The sequence below is a fragment of the Thermococcus sp. AM4 genome, from assembly GCF_000151205.2.
Lineage (GTDB): Archaea > Methanobacteriota_B > Thermococci > Thermococcales > Thermococcaceae > Thermococcus.
Map to the genome: position 1 here is coordinate 121,801 of NC_016051.1, position 16,729 is coordinate 138,529.

Genomic DNA, 16,729 nt, shown 5'->3' on the forward strand with positions numbered 1-16,729 from the left:
TGAGGAAAAAGAGGGATCAGAGCTTCAGCCCCGGAATCTCCTCAAGAATCTTGACCGTGAGCTTAACGGCCGCATCGACGTCGCGCTCGTCAACGACCTCGGTGTTGGAGTGTATGTAGCGCGCTGGAATGCTTATGCCGCCCGTTGGGACGCCGGCCTTGTTGAGGTGTATGGCTCCTGCGTCGGTTCCTCCGCCGGTGAGGATGTCCCACTGGTAGGGTATCTCGTGCTTTTTCGCGAGCTCTTCCATCCACCTGACAATCGTCGGGTGGCAGATGACGGAGCGGTCCATTATCTTAATCGCGACGCCCTTTCCGAGCTGGCTTATCTGCTTGTGCTCCGGGGTTCCCGGGACGTCGGCCGCTATGGTGACGTCGAGGGCGAAGCCGTAGTCCGGGTCTATGCCGAACGCCGAAACCTTCGCTCCCCTGAGTCCTACCTCCTCCTGAACGGTTGCGACGAAGTAGACGTCCGCGTCGGTCTCGCTCAGCTGCCTGGCCGCCTCAACGAGGGTGTAAACGGCTATCCTGTCGTCGTGGGCGATGCTGACGAGCCTGTGCTTTCCAAGGCGCTCCAAGCGACCGTCCCAGGTGATGACAGTGCCTATCCTAACGCCCATCTCCTCGGCTTCCTCTTTGCTCTCTGCACCGATGTCGATGAAGACCTGCTCCCAGGTCGGGGCTTTTTTCCTGTCCTCGGGCTTCTGGATGTGAGGGGGAACGCTTCCACCGACGCCGTAGATGAACTTGTTCTTGCCTATCCAGACCTTGAAGCGCTGGGCTATCAGCGTCCTCGGGTCAACGCCGCCAACCGGTGCCACCCTTAAGAACCCGTTCTTCTCGATGTGGGTCACCATAAGGCCGATCTGGTCCATATGTCCGGCGAGCATGACCTTCGGGCCCTTCCCTTCCTTGTGCGCTATGACGTTTCCGAGCTTGTCGACCCTGATCTCGTCGACGTAGGGCTTGAAGGCCTCGATTACAACGTCCCTAACTCCCAAAAACTCGTAGCCAGAAACTCCCGGGGCTTCAACAATCTTCTTCAGCAGTTCGAAGTCAACCATCGGCACCACCGTTTAGATAGTCATCGTAATGGGCTTTTAAGGGTTTAGGTGGGTGAGCAGTTCCTCAACCGTTACGCAGTCCTCGCACCTGCGCCGGAAGCCCCTCGCGATCAGCAGGTAATTCCTCTCACCTTTCCACGGGGCCAAGCTGGCCTTGGCGATTAACCTGCCAAGCTCCCTCGGACCATCGACAGACGTTCCCCACTTGGTCTCTATGAAGGTCGCCCTCTTCTCCGCTCTATTGATTGCCACGAGGTCAATCTCGTAGTTCCTTCCCCACTGGGGACCGAGCTCGTCGAAGGTCAGGAACTTTCCGTTCAAATCCCACAGGACGTCGGCAACCGCCCTCTCAAAGACCCTTCCAAGGAAAGAGGCCAGGTTTTCATCGAGAAAGCGTTCGAAGGAACCGATGTCGCCGGCTTCAATGTTCTTGAGCTGGGGTTCAATCATGCTGAACCAGAAGTTAAGGAAGTTGTCCCGTATTACGTATCTCGAGCGCCTGCCCCCCAGCACCGGAACCTCGCGGGCAACGATGCCGTAGTAGCCGATGAGGGAGTCGAGGTACTTCGAGAGGCTACCCGGTTTTGTCCCGAGAACGTTTGCAATCTCCACGAGCCGGTTCTTTCCGCTCGCTATCGCCCGGAGTATCGAGTAGTAGGTCCTGTACGCCCGTCCGAACTCGTCCATCAGAAGGCCTTCACCCTCCGAAACAAGAAACGTGGAGTATCGAACCGCCTCAAGGAGGAGCCCCCGAAGGGTCTTCTTTCCGAGGAGCTCAACGAGCTCGTAATATTTGGGAACCCCTCCGAAGACCGAGTAGAACGCCAGCTTCTCCCCCGAATCCTCAACGCCGAGGTCGTCGAGCATCTGGAAAACGTGGCGCGGTCGAAGGGGCTTCAATTCCATGAAAACGGTGCTTCTCCCGTAGAGGGGCGCCTTCTTAGATGCAAAGAGGCGCTTCATCATGCCGATGTACGAACCGGAAATCACCATGAGTAACGGCTTGGACTCGTTGCGGTCTACGAACCTCTGGAGGTCAAAGGCCATCGCCGGGTTCACTCTGAGAACGTTCTGGAATTCGTCGAAGAAGACCGCCCTCACATCGAGGCGCTCTAAATATTTCAGGAACTCTCCAAAGTTCTCAAACCTCGGCGAATAGCCAGTTAGTCGCTCGACTTCACTGGCAAAGTCTTCCATAAGGAGCTTTTCGCTTTTAACGCTGACGAACAGGTCCAGGAAGTCTATCCCCTCCCGCCTGAAGAACTCCCTCACGAGCCTCGTCTTTCCAACCCTTCTCCTGCCCGTGAGGACGACGAGGACGAGCCTTGAATCCGAAAGTGCGAGGGCTTTCCTCAACGTTTCCATCTCGCTGGCCCTGTCGTAGAACCTCATTATTATCCACCAACTGGATTATCCTGTTTCTGGATAAAAATGTAGCGGTCAAAGTTTATATCCCACCCCTCAAAGGTTGAAGCATGAAAGGGGTCCTGCTGAAGCTCAATGTGGTTCCTTGTAAGTTTGTGGAGAGGCTCAACCGCTTCGTTGCTCTGGTCGAGGTGAACGGCGAAATCAGGAGGGCCCTCCTCACCAACACCGGTCGTCTGGAGGAGTTTATGATTCCGGGACGAAAGGCCTTCTGCACGCCTAAGAGCGGGGGAAAGACCGACTTCGTTCTGATAGCCTTCGAGGATTTAGACGGAAAGGGAGCGATAGTGGACACGCGGACTCAAGCTAAAGCCTTTGAAAGGGCGGTTGAGCTCGGCCTCGTTCCCTGGCTGAAGGACTGCTGGATAAAGCGGAAGGAAGTCCGCGTCGGCAACTCCCGCCTCGACTACCTCTTCGAGTGTCCCGGTGGAGAACTCTACGGCGAGATGAAGAGCGCCGTCTTGAGGGGAGGAGATAGGGGCGAATACGCGATGTATCCCGACTGCCCGACTTTACGCGGACAGAGGCACGTTAGGGAGCTAATCGAGCTCGTCAAAGCCGGAAGGGACGCGATAATCTTCTTCATCGGGGCGATGCCCGGCGTTGAGAAGTTCCGGCCCTACGAGAAAGGTGATCCCGAACTCGCGAAGCTTTTGAGGGAGGCGAAAAAGGTTGGAGTTAGAATCGAGGGCCTCTCGATTTCGCTCCTGGCCGACGGGAGGGTGATTTTAGAAAAGCCAGAGCTCGAGGTTGAGGTTTAGATCGCCTTAACCCTTCTCGCCACCCTCGGACGGGGCTTGTAGAGTATTTTGCTCCCGCAGTAGGGGCAGCGGACTTCCCTGGTCGTCTCGAGGTCGAGCTCGACCTCCCTACCGCACTTGGCGCAGCGGTATGTGGCCTTGACCATTCTATCACCCCAAAATGGGAGAATCAGGCCTTGGAAGCGACGACGCGCTTCGCGACCTTTCCGGCCGGGGTGGTCGGGAGATAGGCACCTCCGGCGAAGGTGGCACCGCACTTCTGGCACTGCCATATGCCCGTGCTTATCCTCCTGACGGCCTTCCTTCCGCAGACCGGGCAAACGTGCTTCTGCTTCATCTTGGCCTCAACGGCCGCGACCCTTCTTCTGATCTTGAGACCGTACCTCGGACCGAACCTTCCGGCTGAACCGACCTTAACAGTCCTTCCCATGAGCATCACCCCTGATTAACTCCACTCCTGAGACTGTTGGGTTTTTTAGGGGACGTTTTATAAACCTTTGCATGATCCGAAACCGCCACTGGGTTTATAAATGCTCCAGAGCAGGGAGGGGAGGTGAGCGGGATGATAAGGGTTAAAGTCCTCGGAAGGGGAATCGAGAGGGAGCTTGAGTGGAGGAAGGGGATCCTCGTTAAGGACGTTCTCAGGGAGGTTGGCTTCAACACGGAGAGCGCGATAGCGAGGGTAAACGGAAAGGTAGCCCTTGAGGACGATCCCGTTGAAGACGGGGACTACGTTGAGGTCATTCCCGTCGTTTCGGGCGGCTGATCGACGAGTTCCGAGAACAGCTTCGGGGTGTAGACGTTTGCCAGGATCGTGTAGTGGCTGACGACGTCGCTTCCTATCATGAACTCCTCTATTTTCTCCTTGAGGACCTTGTAGTTCCTTTCGAAGAACCTGAAGAGCAGATCGTACTCCCCGATGTACTCACTGACCTCGTATATCCTCGGCTCCTTCAAAGCCCGCTCAATGAAACCCTTTACCGCCTCCGAGGAGCAGCCTGGCTTGAGCTTCACGAGGACGTCTGCCGATGCGAGCTTGAGTTTGTCGAAGACGAGAAAACCCCTGACCCTGATGAAGCCCTTCTCCTCGAGGGCCATTCTCCTTCTCCTCGCTGTTGGTACCGAGACCTTCGCGATTCGCGCCAGATCCGTGTCCGAAATTCGCCCGTTCTCGCGGAGGGCGAGCCATATGAGAACGTCCACCTCGTCCATGTAGTCCTTCAGTATCTCCCTGAAGAACTCGAACTCCCCGTTTGCTTCCACCAAATTTTTCACCTCCGCCTTGGTTGAAGGTCATGCCCTCGATTGAGCTGACCAATTTTAACGCATATAGGCCCGGGATTTAAAAAGCTATTGGGGCAAGGCTTTTATTCCCGGGTGGAGATCCGGAATCATGCAGGTGTTCATCCCCCTTCTCGCGGGCGTTTTGCTTGGCTACATCCTTCGGCGACTCGGGAAACGGCCAAACCTCTCGAACCTGACGAGCGCGGTTCTCCTGCTCATGATATTCTTCCTCGGCGTTAAGACGGGGGAAGTAAGGGTAAACGGCCTCTGGCTCCTCTCCGTTTCCTTGGCCTTTGCGGTTCTGACGATAGCGGGGAGCCTCTTGATGGTGGTGAGAGCGTGAGGTTTCTCTACCTCCTCCTAACGGCTCTCGTTGCGGGGATCGTCCTCGGGCACTACCTTGCCCCGGATTTCGGCAACGCGTACGAGGTCATGCTCTACGTCCTCATCTTTCTGATAGGTCTGGATCTGGGCGTGAACTTCAGGGTTGAAGATCTCAAACGGGTCGGGCGAAGGGCCCTCGTCCTGCCGTTTCTAACCCTCGTTGGCTCCCTCCTCGGGGCGCTGGCTGCATCGCTTCTCCTTAACGTGCCGCTCCGCTGGGGTATGGCCATCGGGGCCGGTTGTGGATGGTACTCACTTACAGGCCCACTTATAGCACAGTATTCGGCGATTTACGGTGCAATTGGCTTTCTGGCCAACCTGGCCCGGGAGATCCTTACGATTTTGCTTTACCCTGTTCTATCGAGGAGGATCGATCCGGAAAAGGCCGTTGTCATAGGGGGAGCGACTACAATGGACACTACCCTTCCGATCATAGCGAGGTTCGGGGGCAGGGATGTAGCGCTCGTTGCCTTCGTTCACGGCTTCATCCTGACCGCGATCGTTCCGTTCGTGGTTCCCATTTTCCTCTCGCTCTTCGACTATTGACGAGTTCGATATTGGCATTAAGCGAAAACCTTTTAAGGTTCGAGGCGGGTATAGTTCTTCAGGTGAAGGCGTATGGAGTCGGGAATAAAGTTGCTGAAGCGCAGGCTTGATGTGGTCAAAAAGCAGAAGGAGTACCTGATTCTCGAGGAGGCCAAGCTCGTCAGGATGGCCCGCCAGAAGAAGAAGGTTGCCCACAAGCTTGAGAGGGTCAAGAGGGAGAAGTTCCGCATTCTCGCCGAGGAGGCAAAGCTTCTCAGGGTTATAAAGCAGAGCGCCAAGCCGGCTTGAAGTCTTTCCTTTTAGAGCTCGCTTTTCTCCACTTCCACCAAGCTTAAAAAGGTCTTTTCCATAGACCTTCCGGGATAAAAAGGAGAGGTGATTCTCATGCCAAGGAAGGCCAGAGAGTATCCTGAGGAGGGTGAGTTCGTCGTCGCCACCGTCAAGAACATTCACCCGTACGGAGCGTTCCTGATACTTGACGAGTATCCCGGAAAGGAGGGCTTCATGCACATAAGCGAGGTTGCACCGACCTGGGTCAAGAACATCAGGGACTACGTGAAGGAGGGCCAGAAGGTAGTCGTCAAGGTCATCCGCGTTGACCCCGAGAAGGGGCACATAGACCTGAGCCTCAAGAGGGTGAACCAGCAGCAGAGGAAGGCCAAGCTCCAGGAGTACAAGAGGGCCCAGAAGGCGGAGAACCTCCTAAAAATGGCCGCCGAAAAGATAGGGAAGGACTTCGAGACGGCCTGGCGCGAGGTCTGGGTTCCGCTCGAGGAGGAGTACGGCGAAGTTTACGCCGCCTTCGAAGATGCAGCCCAGAACGGCATCGAGGTTCTGAAGGGCCTCATTCCAGATGAGTGGCTCGACGCGCTCAAGCCAATCATCGAGGCCTACGTCGAGATTCCGACAGTTACCATCGATGCGGAGTTCGAGATAACCGTTCCAAAGCCCAACGGAATCGAGATAATCAAGGAGGCTCTGATTAGAGCGCGCGACAGGGCCAACGAGGAGAAGGACATAGACGTTAAGTTCACCTACCAGGGCGCTCCCCGTTACAGGATTGACATAACCGCCCCGGACTACTACAAGGCAGAAGAGGTTCTCGAGAGCATAGCCGAAGAAATCCTCCGCGTCATAAAGGAAGCGGGCGGAGAGGCGACCCTCATTAGGAAGGAGAAGCGCATAAGGAAGATTAAGAGGAGGTAACCATGAAGTTCCGCATAAGGAAGTGCCCCGAATGTGGCAGGTACACCCTGAAGGAGACCTGCCCGGTCTGCGGGGCCAAGACCAAGGTAGCCCACCCACCGCGCTTCTCGCCGGAGGACCCTTACGGTGAGTACAGGCGCAGGTGGAAGAGGGAAGTCCTTGGGATAGAGGTGAGAAAATGAAGGAGACGATGATCTACCTCCTTGAGAGGCCCCAGCTCAGGGACCCGGTGTTCATAGAGGGGCTCCCGGGCATAGGCCTCGTTGGAAAGCTCGCCGCGGAGCACCTCATCCAGGAGCTCAACGCGGTGAAGTTCGCCGAGCTCTACTCACCGCACTTCATGCACCAGGTCATCATAAAGAAGGGCTCAATCGTCGAGCTCATGAAGAACGAGTTCTACTACTGGGTCAATCCCGACGAGAACGGAAGGGACCTAATCATCATCACCGGCGACCAGCAGGTTCCGCCGACGGACAGCCCCGGCCACTACGAGGTGGTCGGCAAGATGCTCGACCTCGTTCAGGAACTCGGCGTCAGGGAGATAATAACGATGGGCGGCTACCAGGTGCCGGAGCTCCAGGGCGAGCCGAGGGTTTTGGCGGCTGTAACCCACGAGGAGCTCGTTGATTACTACAAGGAGAAGCTCAAGGACTGCTCCGTCGAGGTGGTCTGGAGGGAGGACGAGGGCGGGGCCATAGTGGGAGCGGCCGGCCTTCTCCTCGGCATGGGCAAGCTCCGTTCGATGTACGGCATAAGCCTGCTCGGTGAGAGCCTCGGCTACATCGTTGATCCAAAGGCCGCAAAGGCCGTTCTGACTGCAGTTACTAAGATACTCGGCATTGAGGTCGATATGACGGCCCTGGAAGAGCGCGCCAAAGAAACTGAGGAGATACTCAGGAAAGTCCAGGAGATGCAGAGGGCGATGCTCGAACAGACGATGCCCCCGGCCCCCGAGGAAGAGGACAGGGGCTACCTCTGATACCTTTTATTTCCCGACTTCTCCGGGCATCTTCTGAACGCCGCCCTTCTCTTCCCGTTGTAAACCTGAGGTTGGTAACACTCTTTTCAAAAAGTTTTTTATAGAATAACACCATTTTAGCTTTTGATAACACCAACCGGGAATGAGGGGTGGTGAAATTGCACATACCGGACGGATACCTTGGGCCGTACACATGTGCGTTTTTCTATCTGATTATGATACCCGTTTGGTACAGGGCCTTCAAGTGGCTCAAGAACCTCAAGCCAAGCCAGGTGCCCCTGCTGGGAGTGCTGACGGCCTTTTCGTTCCTCGTGATGATGTACAACATGCCGGTCCCCGGAGGAACAACTGCCCACATCGTCGGCGGAACGATAATAGCGATACTCGTTGGCCCCTGGGCCGCAACGGTGTCGCTGACAATAGTCCTGCTCATTCAGGCTCTGTTCTTCGGCGACGGCGGAATAACAACCTACGCAGCCAACGTCTTCAACATGGGCGTCGTCCTGCCCTTCGTCGGCTACTACACCTACAAGTTCCTCACCGAGAAGTTCAAGCTCAACGAGGTCCTCTCCGCTGGAATCGGTGCCTACGTTGGACTCGTCGCGGCGGCGATAGTGGCGGGCATCGAACTCGGAATACAGCCCTACATTCAGCCCGGCTACTGCCCGTATCCCCTCAGCGTCTCCGTTCCTGCGATGGCGATAGCACACCTCGTCACAGCGGGCCCCGCCGCGGCGGTCGTTACCGCGGCGGTCGTGTGGTACGTCAGGAAGAGCAGGCCAGACCTCTTTGAGATGAGGACGATCCTCCATTCACGGGGGTGATTGAATGGACAGGGTAACAAAGACCCTCCTCGCAATCGTCGGCGTCATGATAATCCTCTCCCCGATTGGAATACTGCTCGTGTGGAACTACGACGATGCCTGGGGCGAGTGGGACGTCCAGACAGTGGAGCACATGGTCGGCCACAAGTTGCCCGGCATGGAGAAGCTCGCGGACGCCTGGAACCATGCGATTTTGCCCGACTACAACATCCCGGGCTGGGAAGACAAGCTCCACGCCTCGATAGGCTACATAATCTCCGCGATAGTTGGAACGGCACTCGTCGTTGCCTTCTACTACGCCCTCGTCAAGTTCGTGGTCGGCAAGGGCGCCTCCTCCTGAATTTATTTTTTGGTGGTGGGAATGGGGTTCCTCGAAGAGACCGCCAGGGAAGTCCTCGAGTTCACGGTAAAGGCAGTCTTCTCCGAGAGGTACGCGAGAATGGACGGCCTGCTTCAGAGAATCGACCCAAGGGTTAAGGTGTTCTCGCTCGTTGCGATAGTCGCGACGGTGGTTTCCCTCGGGAGGATTGACGTCATTCTGGCCTTCTACTTCCTCGCGCTGGCCCTCGCGGTTCTCTCCAGACTGCCGGTAGTCGAGTTCACGAAGAGGGTCTGGGTCTTCATTCCGATTTTCACGGGGGTTATAGCGCTCCCCTCGATATTCATGATTCCGGGCGAGCCGGTTTTTCATCTGTTCGGCCTCACCGCGAGCAGGGAGGGAATACACTGGGCGGTTCTCTTTACGCTACGCGTCGCGACTGCGGTTTCCTACGCGATACTCTTCACGATGACGAGCCGGTGGAACGATATCGTCTCGGCCCTCGCGTTCTTCAGGGTTCCCGGAATGGTGATAACCATAACGACCTTAACCTACCGCTACATATTCCTCCTCGCCAAGCTCCTGCTCGACGCGATGCACGCGAGGAGGGCGAGGTTAGCTGGAGAACTCGGCATGGTCGAGAGCTGGAAGGAGGCCGGAAAGCACATCGGGGCAACCTTCATAAAGGCCAACTCCCTCGGCGAGGGCCTCTACTACGCCATGCTCTCCAGGGGCTACGCCAACGAAATCGAACCGCTGAGGGAGTTCAAGGCTGGAAAGGTTGACTACGCCTTCTCGGCTTTCACCGTTCTCCTCGTCGTACTAACGTTTGCCTTCACGAGGGGATTGCTATGAAGGTTTACGAGCTCAGAAACGTTTCCTACCGCTATCCAACAGGAGAGTGGGCGCTCAGAGGAATAAACATGGAGGTTGAGAGGGGAGAAACCCTGGCCATAGTCGGGCCGAACGGCGCCGGAAAGACCACACTGCTCAAGCTGATGGACGCGCTGGTCATGCCAACGGAGGGCGAGATACTGTTCGAGGGAAAGCCGATAACGGAGGACACGATGACAGACAGGGAGTTCCGGCGGAAGGTCGGCTTCCTGTTCCAGAACCCGGACGTGATGCTCTTCAGCGCAACCGTTCTGGAAGATGTAGCTTTTGGACCCGTTCACCTGTGGGGCAAAGAGAGGGGCCTTGAGAGGGCGCGGGAGGAACTCAAGAAGCTCGGAATCGAGAAGTTGGCCGATAGACACCCGTACAGCCTGAGCGGTGGCGAGAAGAAGAAGGCTTCGATAGCCTGCGTGACGGCAATGGAGCCGGAAGTTCTCCTCCTCGACGAGCCGACGAGGGATTTGGATTTGAGGAACAGGAACTTCGTGCTCGATATGATTCGGAGCTGGAAGGGGGAAGGAAAGACCGTCGTGGTGGTTACCCACGACCTGAGGCTGATTCGCCTCGCCGACAGGGTTTACGTGGTGAACAAAGAAATCCTCTTCGAGGGAACGCCGAGGGAGCTGTTCTCAAGGCCGGAACTCATAGAGAGGGCGAACCTTGACGTGCCCGAAATAGTGAGGCTCTTCCACGAGCTTGGAATCAACGAAATCCCGTTGAGTGTAGAGGAGGCGGTGGAGATTCTAAGGGGCCTCCTCCGGAGGTGAGAAGTCCACTCACCGCCTTCCCGGCTCCGGCGCCCCGGGAACGTCCCTCAGCTCCCTCCCCAAAATCCTCTCCATGAGCAGGCCCATTGCCAGCACGAAGACTATCGTGAGGGCCAGCCTCGTTACCATGAACCTCAGCCCAAGGAACTGCAACTCAACCAGCTCCTGCGGAATCTTTATGCAGGCCCAGGCCGAGAGGAAAACAACGACGCTCGCGACGCGGGCGCCTTTCCTGAGCAAAGACGCCGCTATAGGGAAGGCCACGTAGAGCGGTCCGGTCGGGAAGGTACCGATGAGTATCGCTATCAGCATGCCTTTAAGCCCGGAGCTTTTCCCGAGATACTTCACGATTAGTTCATCGGGGACGAAAACCGAGAACAGGCCCATCAGGACCATTACCGCCGGCATTACGAGGAGCATCTCCACGAGGTAGTCCTTCGACGCCGAGAAAACCGGGGCCCTCTTCTCCGGGAACACGAGGAGGAGCACCGCGGTTATCGCCACGACGGCACCGAGGAAAGCCAAATCGCGCAGAAGGGCCTTCTTCTGGTTTTTCATTGCCCCCTTCCCCGGACCCTTTGGAACTTTGCCGTCGGCCCTCAAAGCAACACCCCCATTAAAAGACCTATCAGAATCGCGATTGCGAAGCTGAGGGCGTTTCTCAGCAGGGTGAAGCGCTTCCCGAGGATTCTAATCTCGAGCGGCAGCATCACGAAGCCAATCATCGTCAGCGTCGTTATGAAGACCGCCACCGAGGTTAGCGAGGCCCCCATCTTGAGCAGGGAAGCGGCGAGGGGGAACGCTATCAAGGACGGTATCTGGAGTATCGCCCCAAGAACCGCTACCGTTAAAACGCCGATGAACCCCGCTTCCTGGCCGACGACACGGGAAATGGTCTTCGGAGGCACGAAGCCGGACATAAGGCCGATTATCAGGATTATCGCGAGCATCGTCGGAAGAATCCGCACGAAAAACTTCACGGAGACCTTCAGAGCCTGCCTTGTCTTTGCCCGGTCCTTCATGAAGCCGAGGGCGAGGCAAGCAAGGGCGAGGGCGTTTATGAAGAGCGTCGTTCCGTTCATGGCTTTCCCCGGAAAAGTTGAAAAAGAGTTTATAAAAACCAACCGGTGGCTCAGCTCAGAGCTTCTTCAAGCAACTTCAGCCCGAGCTCGAGGTACTCCTTGGCCTTCTCCTCGCTCTTGGCCTCGCTGAAGACCCTTATTATCGGCTCGGTCCCGCTTGCCCTGACGAGGACCCAGCCGTCGGGGAAGAGTATCTTCGTTCCATCGGTCGTGTCTATCTCGTAGCCCCTTGCCCTTGCAAGCTCCGCTACTTTTTCAACTATCGCCTTCCTGTCGCCCTCCACGTGCCTCTTCGTCTTGAACTGGTAGTACTTCGGCAGTTCATCAATCAGCTCGCTGAACTTCTTTCCGCTCTTCGCGAAAATCTCGACCATCTTTGCCACGGTCATTGCCCCGTCCCTTCCAAGGACGAAGTCCGGGAAGATAACGCCACCGTTCTCCTCGCCACCGATGGTTCCGTTGTGCTCGAGCAAAGCCCTCGCGACGATGAGGTCGCCGACTTTGGTTCTCATGACCTTCGCGTTGTTCCTCTTCGCGATGTCATCAAGCAGATTCGAGGTCGCAATGGTAGTAACGAGCAGTCCACCGCCGTTTTCCCTGAGAACCGCGTCGGCAACGAGGGCGAAGGTCTTGTCGCCCTGGATGAAGCGCCCGTTCTCGTCTATGAAGACGGCCCTGTCAGCGTCGCCGTCCTGGGCAACTCCGAAGTCGGCACCGAGGGCCTTCACAATCTTCATGAAGTCCTTAAGGTTCTCCTCGTTAGGCTCCGGGTTTCTGGCCGGGAAGTGACCGTCCGGGTGGGCGTTAACGCTCACAACTTTACAGCCGAGCTCGCGCAGGAGATACGGGAGTGTTAAGCTTCCGGCGCCGTTGGAAGTGTCAACGACGACAAACGGTTTTCTCTTCCTGATTGCCTCAACGTCCACCCTGCTCTTTATCGCCTCGATGTAGGGCTTGATGATGTTCTCCTCGCGAACCTCGCCGATTTCGTCCCACTTCGCCCTGTCGAAGTCCTCCTTAAAGAAGACCTCCTCAACGACCGCTTCGCGCTCCTTCTTGAGGCCCATTCCGTTCGGTTCGAGGAGCTTTATGCCGTTGTACTCCGGTGGATTGTGGGAAGCGGTTATAACCGCCCCGCCGTCGGCCTTGAAGTGGTTGGTGGCCCACTGTATTGCAGGGGTGGGTGCTATTCCCACGTCGATGACGTCACAGCCAACGCTGAGGAGTCCGCTGATGAGGGCGTTCTTCAGCATCTCACCGCTCACCCTCGTGTCCCTGCCGACGACGACCAGCGGTTTCTCCCTTCCCTCGCGCTTGAGCATCGTCCCGAAGGCCATACCCATCTTGAGCGCGAACTCGGGCGTTATCTTCTCGTTAGCTATCCCGCGGACGCCGAAGGTTCCGAACAGCTTTCCCATGTCCATCACCTCACGTTAGGGAGCTTGCGAACTTGATTATCACGGAAACGAAGATGTAGAGCCCGTAAACGAAGGCACCTGCCTGAACGAGGCTGACCAATATCTTCAGGGGCTTGAGCTTTCCGGAGAGCAACGGGACCGGAAGTCCGATAAGGATTGCCCCGAACAGGTAGAGCACCGCGCTCTTTATCGCGCCGTAGTCAATCGGTATGCTCACGTTGGGGTAGCTGAAGGTCACCTGCTGACCATTGACCATGAAGGTGAAGTTGGCGTTCTTGAGGCCGACGACGATGACGTAGGACATTATGAGGACGAAGAGCAGTGTCGGGAGCAGGCTGAGGGAAAGGGAGGAAACGGAGGAGCTGAAACGCTCCCAGGAGTCCGAACAGTTCTTGTCACCCATTTCAAACCCTCCCAAACTCGTCGTCAAACCTTACAATATCGTCCTCACCAAGGTATTCGCCAATCTGAGTCTCTATGACCTCCAGAACGACCTTTCCGGGGTTCTCAAGGCGGTGCTTAACGCCAGCGGGAATGAACGTGCTCTCCCCGGGCCGGAGGAGTATCTCCCGGTCTCCGACGATGACCTTGGCGGTTCCTCTAACAACTACCCAGTGCTCGCTCCTGTGGTAGTGCATCTGGAGGGAGAGCTTCTTGCCCGGCAGAACGGTCAGGCGCTTTATCTTGTAGCGGTCGCCCTCTTCAAGCACTGTGTAGCTTCCCCAGGGCCTGTAAGCGGTTCTGTGGACGATGACGCGCTCGTCGCCGAGCTCCTTAAGTGCCTTGTAGACCTCCTTAACGCGCTGGCTCTCGCCCTTCTTCGCCACGAGCAGGGCGTCGCCGGTGTCTATGATTATCAGGTCTTCAACGCCGACCGTCGCGGTAAGCCTTTCTGTCATTATGAGGTTGTTCCGTGAGTTCACACCTATGTGGTAGCCCCTCTTTCCGCGAATCCGAACCGCGTTCCCGTCGGAGTCCTTCTCAAGGACCTCGTAGATGGCGTCGAAGCTTCCGAGGTCGCTCCACTTCGTGTTGAGGGGAACGACGGCCGCTTTGTCGGTCTTCTCCATGACGCCGTAGTCTATGCTTATCTCCGGGACGCGGTTGTAGGCTTCTTCAACGTCGCCGCTCTCCTCAAAGGCCTCCCAGACGTCGGGGGCGTGCTTCTGAACCTCCTCGATGAAGAGCGAGCTTGAGAAGGCAAACATTCCGCTGTTCCAGTAGTAGCCACTCTCGACGTAGCGCTTTGCCGTCTCGAGGTCGGGCTTCTCCTTGAACTCCGCAACGGTGTAGCCGATTATCCTTCCGTCCTCTTCAATCTTCTCGCCCGGCTTTATGTAGCCGTAGCCCGTGTGCGGTCTGGTCGGCTTGATTCCGAAGGTGACGAGGTGGTCACTAGCTAACTTCTCAGCGTTCTCGAAGGCCCTCTCGTAGGCCTCGTTGACCTCTATGAGGTGGTCGCTGGGCAGGACTGCAACGACCGAGTTCCCGAACTCCTCCTCTATCCTGAGCGTCGCCCAGAGGATAGCAGGTAGGGTGTTCTTGGCGCTCGGTTCAAGGAGTATGTTGTCCTCGGGGATTTCAACGCCCAGCTCCCTTAAGTCGTCCAGAACGCGGAAGCGGTAGTTTCTGTTTGTTACAATGAATATCTCGCTCGGCTTTGAGAAGAGAAGTGCCCTTTCAACGGTCTTCTGGAAGAGGCTCCTATCGTCGAGGAAGCGAACGAACTGCTTCGGCATCAGCTCCCTGCTCAGGGGCCACAGCCTCGTTCCCTTTCCTCCCGCAAGGATTACGGTTTTCACGGTATCACCCCCAGGAGTTCTTCAATCGAGCTTATATGCTTAGCCTTTGGGTGGGAGAGGTTCCCAACTATGAAAGCGTTATCAACGACCTCAAACAGGGGAAAGTCGTTCTCGCCGTCCCCGAGCGCGTAGCTCTCAACCTCGTCGAGGAGGGAGTAGAGTTCGAGGAGGGCCCTGGCCCCTTTGCCCTTGTCGGTGTTGCCGGTGACGTTCAGGAACCTCGTCCCCCTGCTTACTCTAAATCCAATCTTTTCAAGCTCCTCCTCGAACCCATCTTTCGTCCACCTGAATATCGTCTCGCTGTATTCGCGCTTCATCGCGAGCTCTGCAAGCTCCTCGGGCAGGCCCGTGAAGGCCCTAACCTCGTCGAGGGTTGAGTTGCCGTAGTACTTGAGCCCGTACTCAGGGGGCAGTTCGTCGAGCGCGCGCTTTATCTCCGAATAGGGCCTCCCGAGCTCAATCACGCGGTACTTTCCGCGTCTCACCCCGAACTCGCCGACGACCGGGGAGGGGAAGTAACCGGCGGGAACGTATACCGCGCTCCCGTTTTCAACCACGAAGGGCTTCTCAAGGTTCCAGGCCTTCAAGTAGTACTCGACCTCGTAGCGGGTCTTTGAGGTGTTCACGACGACCTCGTAGCCCCGCCCCAGGAGTTCCTCAATGAACGGGCGGGTTCTCTCGGGCGAGTAATCGCTTCCCAGGAGGGTTCCATCAAGGTCGAGGAAAATGACCCTAATCAACGCTCACACCTCGAACTCGAGGAGCGTCTCGGCCTCGTCCTCAAGCGTTCTCATCCACTCGTTCACGTCTATTCCCTCAACCGGTGGCATCACCCTGGGCTTCGGAGGCTCCTCGTTCTCACCGAGTAAACCGTGAATCCTGAGCTCGTGGAGCACCTTTTCCCTGAGCTCCTCCGTGGCGAGCTCGGAGTGGTATATCGTGCCGAGGGAACTCAGCAACATCGACCTCACGTGCTCCTTGCCCTTGTCCTCGTGGAGGTGCGGGTTCAGCGTTTCAATCTGGAAGACCTCGACGCCCTGGTCGTAGACCTCTTCCCTGCCCCTGCCCCACCTTCCGAAGGTCTCGAAGAGGTAGACCAGCTCGTAGGGCTCTATGGCGTAGCCCGTTGCAAAGGGCATTATCTCGGCGAGCTTTATGCTCATCGCGTGCTCGCCGGCGTTGGCGGTCGCTATGATGTTGGTCTCGAAGTTGGTGGCAACCCCAAAGAGGGCGTTCATGTAGCGGTTGGTTATCTCGCTTACGCGCCCCCACTTCTTGAAGTAGAGCCCCTTCGTCGTCACCTTGGGCTTGTGGCGCCAGCTCAGCCTGACCATCGTGTAGTCGCTCTCGCTCATGAGAAAACCAGCGGCGTAGTCCTTGACGTACTCGTTCACGGAGCCGGGGATGTAGTTGTCGGCATCAACGAAGCCGACGTATTTTGCCCCAATCGCCTTCGCGAGGAGCAGGCCGATTAGCATGCCCTCCCCCTTACCGCTCCTCACCGAGTCGCCGTCGAGTATCTCGGTGTAGCCCGTCCTTTTGAAGGCCTCGGCCAGGCCCGGGTCCTTCTGGTGAACCATGATTATCCGCGAGCGCGTGAGGTTGTAGAAGTGCTTTACCAAATCCACCTCCTGCTTGAAGAGGTTCGGCCCCTCCCTCTTGCTGTTCGAGACGATTATTATCGGGCACTGGTGCGGAATCGCTTTGAGCACGCCGTCGACGAGCTGGAGCTTCTCGTCCTTCATCGGGACGACTATCGCTATGTCCTCGAGGATTCGGTAGATGTCCTCCCTCGGAACGTTTCTGACGGTGAAGGTTCCAACGTCCCTCGTCTCGCTGTCCAGCTTTATGACCTTCTGAACCTCGTAGATTTCAACAGCCCCGAAGAGCTCCTTATAAACCGGCGCCTCAAGTAGCAAAGCATCACCTCCAAAATCCTTTCAAATGAAAAATACGGCGGGGAAAATTAAAAGCT

At 56.8% G+C, this 16,729-nt stretch carries 24 protein-coding genes; 12 read left to right on the forward strand and 12 right to left on the reverse strand.

The features are described from left to right. Positions 1–16: 16 nt before the first annotated feature. Entirely contained in the window at positions 17–1,063 is a 1,047-nt protein-coding gene (locus TAM4_RS00690) for a M42 family metallopeptidase (RefSeq protein WP_014121311.1), read from the reverse strand. Between the two features lie 36 nt (positions 1,064–1,099). Continuing rightward, positions 1,100–2,455, reverse strand: a complete 1,356-nt coding sequence (locus tag TAM4_RS00695; protein WP_014121312.1) for an ATP-binding protein — start codon at positions 2,453–2,455, stop codon at positions 1,100–1,102. Positions 2,456–2,538: 83 nt separating this feature from the next. Here TAM4_RS00695 and sfsA point away from each other — a divergent pair, with 83 nt between their 5' ends. After that, positions 2,539–3,249, forward strand: a complete 711-nt coding sequence (gene sfsA, locus TAM4_RS00700) for a DNA/RNA nuclease SfsA (protein WP_014121313.1) — start codon at positions 2,539–2,541, stop codon at positions 3,247–3,249. Here the strand turns inward: sfsA and TAM4_RS00705 are convergent. Next, the gene (locus TAM4_RS00705; protein ID WP_014121314.1) at positions 3,246–3,395 is read right to left on the reverse strand and encodes a DNA-directed RNA polymerase subunit P; all 150 of its coding nucleotides are present in this window, start codon (positions 3,393–3,395) and stop codon (positions 3,246–3,248) included. The genes sfsA and TAM4_RS00705 overlap by 4 nt on opposite strands. 23 nt (positions 3,396–3,418) lie before the next feature. Beyond that, complete coding sequence (locus TAM4_RS00710; protein WP_014121315.1) at positions 3,419–3,679, reverse strand: 50S ribosomal protein L37ae; 261 nt, start codon at positions 3,677–3,679, stop codon at positions 3,419–3,421. A 132-nt stretch (positions 3,680–3,811) separates the two neighbouring features. Here TAM4_RS00710 and TAM4_RS00715 point away from each other — a divergent pair, with 132 nt between their 5' ends. Then, entirely contained in the window at positions 3,812–4,015 is a 204-nt protein-coding gene (locus TAM4_RS00715; RefSeq protein ID WP_014121316.1) for a MoaD/ThiS family protein, read from the forward strand. Here TAM4_RS00715 and TAM4_RS00720 read toward each other — a convergent pair. Next, on the reverse strand, positions 3,979–4,512 hold the full coding sequence (locus TAM4_RS00720) for an Lrp/AsnC family transcriptional regulator (protein ID WP_014121317.1): 534 nt from the start codon (positions 4,510–4,512) through the stop codon (positions 3,979–3,981). The two genes, TAM4_RS00715 and TAM4_RS00720, sit on opposite strands and share 37 nt — an antisense overlap. Before the next feature lie 130 nt (positions 4,513–4,642). Between TAM4_RS00720 and TAM4_RS00725 the strand changes: the two genes are divergently transcribed. The 10 genes from TAM4_RS00725 (at position 4,643) to TAM4_RS00770 (ending at position 10,452) form a co-directional block, all read left to right on the forward strand. Beyond that, positions 4,643–4,876, forward strand: coding sequence for a hypothetical protein (locus TAM4_RS00725; RefSeq protein ID WP_014121318.1), 234 nt, complete (start codon positions 4,643–4,645; stop codon positions 4,874–4,876). Beyond that, the gene (locus TAM4_RS00730; protein WP_014121319.1) at positions 4,873–5,463 is read left to right on the forward strand and encodes a lysine exporter LysO family protein; all 591 of its coding nucleotides are present in this window, start codon (positions 4,873–4,875) and stop codon (positions 5,461–5,463) included. The genes TAM4_RS00725 and TAM4_RS00730 overlap by 4 nt, the downstream gene beginning before the upstream one ends. Positions 5,464–5,535: 72 nt before the next feature. Beyond that, positions 5,536–5,751 (forward strand): hypothetical protein, encoded by a 216-nt coding sequence (locus TAM4_RS00735; RefSeq protein WP_014121320.1) that lies wholly within the window; start codon positions 5,536–5,538, stop codon positions 5,749–5,751. A 96-nt stretch (positions 5,752–5,847) separates the two neighbouring features. Next, on the forward strand, positions 5,848–6,669 hold the full coding sequence (locus tag TAM4_RS00740; RefSeq protein ID WP_014121321.1) for a translation initiation factor IF-2 subunit alpha: 822 nt from the start codon (positions 5,848–5,850) through the stop codon (positions 6,667–6,669). 2 nt (positions 6,670–6,671) lie between these two features. Next, a complete protein-coding gene (locus TAM4_RS00745; protein ID WP_014121322.1) occupies positions 6,672–6,851 on the forward strand; it encodes an RNA-protein complex protein Nop10 in 180 nt (59 codons plus the stop codon). Beyond that, a complete protein-coding gene (locus TAM4_RS00750) occupies positions 6,848–7,648 on the forward strand; it encodes a proteasome assembly chaperone family protein (protein WP_014121323.1) in 801 nt (266 codons plus the stop codon). Before TAM4_RS00745 ends, TAM4_RS00750 begins: the two co-directional genes overlap by 4 nt. A gap of 152 nt (positions 7,649–7,800) precedes the next feature. Beyond that, positions 7,801–8,472, forward strand: coding sequence for a cobalt transporter CbiM (cbiM, locus tag TAM4_RS00755; protein WP_202795680.1), 672 nt, complete (start codon positions 7,801–7,803; stop codon positions 8,470–8,472). A gap of 4 nt (positions 8,473–8,476) precedes the next feature. Further along, positions 8,477–8,812, forward strand: a complete 336-nt coding sequence (locus TAM4_RS00760) for a PDGLE domain-containing protein (RefSeq protein ID WP_014121325.1) — start codon at positions 8,477–8,479, stop codon at positions 8,810–8,812. 21 nt (positions 8,813–8,833) lie between these two features. Then, complete coding sequence (gene cbiQ, locus TAM4_RS00765) at positions 8,834–9,646, forward strand: cobalt ECF transporter T component CbiQ (protein WP_014121326.1); 813 nt, start codon at positions 8,834–8,836, stop codon at positions 9,644–9,646. Next, positions 9,643–10,452 carry an energy-coupling factor ABC transporter ATP-binding protein gene (locus TAM4_RS00770; protein WP_014121327.1) on the forward strand — a complete coding sequence of 270 codons (810 nt, stop codon included), beginning with the start codon at positions 9,643–9,645 and terminating at the stop codon, positions 10,450–10,452. Before cbiQ ends, TAM4_RS00770 begins: the two co-directional genes overlap by 4 nt. Positions 10,453–10,461: 9 nt before the next feature. Here the strand turns inward: TAM4_RS00770 and TAM4_RS00775 are convergent, their stop codons facing one another. From TAM4_RS00775 to mpgS, 7 genes are read right to left on the reverse strand one after another with little or no spacing between them, the layout of a single operon-like run. Further along, positions 10,462–11,055 (reverse strand): permease, encoded by a 594-nt coding sequence (locus TAM4_RS00775; protein ID WP_014121328.1) that lies wholly within the window; start codon positions 11,053–11,055, stop codon positions 10,462–10,464. Further along, entirely contained in the window at positions 11,052–11,534 is a 483-nt protein-coding gene (locus tag TAM4_RS00780; protein ID WP_014121329.1) for a permease, read from the reverse strand. The genes TAM4_RS00775 and TAM4_RS00780 overlap by 4 nt, the downstream gene beginning before the upstream one ends. 50 nt (positions 11,535–11,584) lie before the next feature. After that, on the reverse strand, positions 11,585–12,952 hold the full coding sequence (glmM, locus tag TAM4_RS00785) for a phosphoglucosamine mutase (RefSeq protein ID WP_014121330.1): 1,368 nt from the start codon (positions 12,950–12,952) through the stop codon (positions 11,585–11,587). Positions 12,953–12,962: 10 nt separating this feature from the next. Next, positions 12,963–13,355 (reverse strand): hypothetical protein, encoded by a 393-nt coding sequence (locus tag TAM4_RS00790; RefSeq protein WP_014121331.1) that lies wholly within the window; start codon positions 13,353–13,355, stop codon positions 12,963–12,965. A 1-nt stretch (position 13,356) separates the two neighbouring features. Then, positions 13,357–14,754: a mannose-1-phosphate guanylyltransferase/mannose-6-phosphate isomerase gene (locus TAM4_RS00795; RefSeq protein ID WP_014121332.1), complete on the reverse strand. Its 1,398-nt coding sequence runs from the start codon at positions 14,752–14,754 to the stop codon at positions 13,357–13,359. Next, positions 14,751–15,494, reverse strand: a complete 744-nt coding sequence (gene mpgP, locus TAM4_RS00800; RefSeq protein ID WP_014121333.1) for a mannosyl-3-phosphoglycerate phosphatase — start codon at positions 15,492–15,494, stop codon at positions 14,751–14,753. Before mpgP ends, TAM4_RS00795 begins: the two co-directional genes overlap by 4 nt. Positions 15,495–15,497: 3 nt before the next feature. After that, positions 15,498–16,673 carry a mannosyl-3-phosphoglycerate synthase gene (gene mpgS, locus TAM4_RS00805; RefSeq protein ID WP_014121334.1) on the reverse strand — a complete coding sequence of 392 codons (1,176 nt, stop codon included), beginning with the start codon at positions 16,671–16,673 and terminating at the stop codon, positions 15,498–15,500. Positions 16,674–16,729 lie beyond the last annotated feature (56 nt).

Excerpts from the sequence above, each read along its gene's own strand:
- TAM4_RS00690 (WP_014121311.1), bottom strand. The coding sequence starts at position 1,063 with ATGGTTGACTTCGAACTGCTGAAGAAGATTGTTGAAGCCCCGGGAGTT.
- TAM4_RS00695 (WP_014121312.1), bottom strand. The coding sequence starts at position 2,455 with ATGAGGTTCTACGACAGGGCCAGCGAGATGGAAACGTTGAGGAAAGCC.
- sfsA (WP_014121313.1), top strand. The coding sequence starts at position 2,539 with ATGAAAGGGGTCCTGCTGAAGCTCAATGTGGTTCCTTGTAAGTTTGTG.
- TAM4_RS00705 (WP_014121314.1), bottom strand. The coding sequence starts at position 3,395 with ATGGTCAAGGCCACATACCGCTGCGCCAAGTGCGGTAGGGAGGTCGAG.
- TAM4_RS00710 (WP_014121315.1), bottom strand. The coding sequence starts at position 3,679 with ATGGGAAGGACTGTTAAGGTCGGTTCAGCCGGAAGGTTCGGTCCGAGG.
- TAM4_RS00715 (WP_014121316.1), top strand. The coding sequence starts at position 3,812 with ATGATAAGGGTTAAAGTCCTCGGAAGGGGAATCGAGAGGGAGCTTGAG.
- TAM4_RS00725 (WP_014121318.1), top strand. The coding sequence starts at position 4,643 with ATGCAGGTGTTCATCCCCCTTCTCGCGGGCGTTTTGCTTGGCTACATC.
- TAM4_RS00735 (WP_014121320.1), top strand. The coding sequence starts at position 5,536 with ATGGAGTCGGGAATAAAGTTGCTGAAGCGCAGGCTTGATGTGGTCAAA.
- TAM4_RS00740 (WP_014121321.1), top strand. The coding sequence starts at position 5,848 with ATGCCAAGGAAGGCCAGAGAGTATCCTGAGGAGGGTGAGTTCGTCGTC.
- TAM4_RS00745 (WP_014121322.1), top strand. The coding sequence starts at position 6,672 with ATGAAGTTCCGCATAAGGAAGTGCCCCGAATGTGGCAGGTACACCCTG.
- TAM4_RS00750 (WP_014121323.1), top strand. The coding sequence starts at position 6,848 with ATGAAGGAGACGATGATCTACCTCCTTGAGAGGCCCCAGCTCAGGGAC.
- TAM4_RS00760 (WP_014121325.1), top strand. The coding sequence starts at position 8,477 with ATGGACAGGGTAACAAAGACCCTCCTCGCAATCGTCGGCGTCATGATA.
- cbiQ (WP_014121326.1), top strand. The coding sequence starts at position 8,834 with ATGGGGTTCCTCGAAGAGACCGCCAGGGAAGTCCTCGAGTTCACGGTA.
- TAM4_RS00770 (WP_014121327.1), top strand. The coding sequence starts at position 9,643 with ATGAAGGTTTACGAGCTCAGAAACGTTTCCTACCGCTATCCAACAGGA.
- TAM4_RS00780 (WP_014121329.1), bottom strand. The coding sequence starts at position 11,534 with ATGAACGGAACGACGCTCTTCATAAACGCCCTCGCCCTTGCTTGCCTC.
- glmM (WP_014121330.1), bottom strand. The coding sequence starts at position 12,952 with ATGGGAAAGCTGTTCGGAACCTTCGGCGTCCGCGGGATAGCTAACGAG.
- TAM4_RS00790 (WP_014121331.1), bottom strand. The coding sequence starts at position 13,355 with ATGGGTGACAAGAACTGTTCGGACTCCTGGGAGCGTTTCAGCTCCTCC.